The organism is Enterococcus sp. VV15 (genome assembly GCF_005236045.1).
GTDB classification, from domain to species: Bacteria; Bacillota; Bacilli; order Lactobacillales; family Enterococcaceae; genus Enterococcus_B; species Enterococcus_B durans.
On the sequence record NZ_QPTY01000095.1, the window covers coordinates 1 to 1,287 of the forward strand.

At 37.5% G+C, this 1,287-nt stretch carries 2 protein-coding genes; both read left to right on the plus strand.

Annotation, left to right across the window (positions count from 1 at the left end):
- The first annotated feature begins 5 nt into the window (after positions 1-5).
- Positions 6-314: a DUF658 family protein gene (locus DVW83_RS14705; RefSeq protein ID WP_104660610.1), complete on the plus strand. Its 309-nt coding sequence runs from the start codon at positions 6-8 to the stop codon at positions 312-314.
- Positions 314-1,129: a prohibitin family protein gene (locus tag DVW83_RS14710; protein ID WP_137239676.1), complete on the plus strand. Its 816-nt coding sequence runs from the start codon at positions 314-316 to the stop codon at positions 1,127-1,129. Before DVW83_RS14705 ends, DVW83_RS14710 begins: the two co-directional genes overlap by 1 nt.
- Positions 1,130-1,287 lie beyond the last annotated feature (158 nt).

The following is a 1,287-nucleotide window of genomic DNA, read 5'->3' on the forward strand; positions in this document are numbered from 1 at the left end:
CATCAGTGAAAAACAAAGTCGCATATCGAATGATGCTAGAGCGCTTGAACAGTCGTGCGTGGGAAGAAAATGACGAGCGAGTAGTCGCAGAAGTTCAGAAAATCGCTAAATTAACAGAGAATAAAGAAAAGACTAGACGAAAAAGGGTGGGTCGGAAAATAGCAATCTGGCAAGGCGGAAGAATTCTGGTGACAGGAACAGCTCAAGAACTCTCTGAGGTTACTAGTATTGATAAAAAAACAATTTGGAGCAGAGTTAGACGTGGAAACGTTGATTCTAAAGGTCGTAAATTTAAATACTTGGAGGAGAAATAATGAACGAAAATAAATTAATCAAATTGGGTGTGACAGGAGCAGTGATTTTAGGTATTGGAGTAATTGGCGGATTTACATTTTTTGAAAAAATCGACAATGGATATGTAGGAGTTCGCTATTCAATGAATGGGGGGATCAAAGATGAAGCACTGACACAAGGTGTGAAATTTGTAGGGGTTGACAAAGTAATCCAATATCCAATTCGCTTGCAAACTATCCAATCAAAAAATATTTCAGTATCTACAAGCGACGGTAAAAAAACAACGATTGATATCAAATATGACTACAAAGTTGATTCAACTAAAGCAGCAAAAATGTACAAAGAATTTGGAAATATCACTTCGGAAGATATCGAAAGTGGATGGTTAAAATCTAAGCTTCAAAAAGTAGCACGTGAAGTTTATGCCAAATACAGCCTGCTTGATGTCCTTTCAGGAGATTCCTCTAAAGTTGAAGCGGAGGTACTAACGAACTTTGCGAAAGCTGTAGAATCAAAAGGTTTTGAGGTCGAAGATGTAACACTTGGTGTTCCAGATGTTGATAAAGAGACGCAAAAATCAATTGACGCAATCATTCGAGCTGGTCAAGAAAATGAGAAAGCAAAATTAGACGCAGAAACAGCAAAAACTCAAGCTGATAGCGAAGCATACAAAAAGACAAAAGCCGCAGAAGCAGAAGCTGAATCGAACCGCAAGATTGCTGAATCTATAACAGATAACTTAATCAAATATGAAGAAGCTCAGGCTCGAAAAGAGCATGGTTGGGTAACTGTAAATGGAGCTGGCACTGTAGTGACAGGGGAAACAGGGAAATAACATGGGGTTCTTTATAACTAAAATTCTTTTGTTTCTATTTTTGGTAGGATCAGCATACCTTGGGTATGCTTTTCTTTCCAAAATCGATAATACAGAAGATGACAATGACGACGATATTAATTTTTAGGAGGAGAAATAATGAATCTCATTACACAATA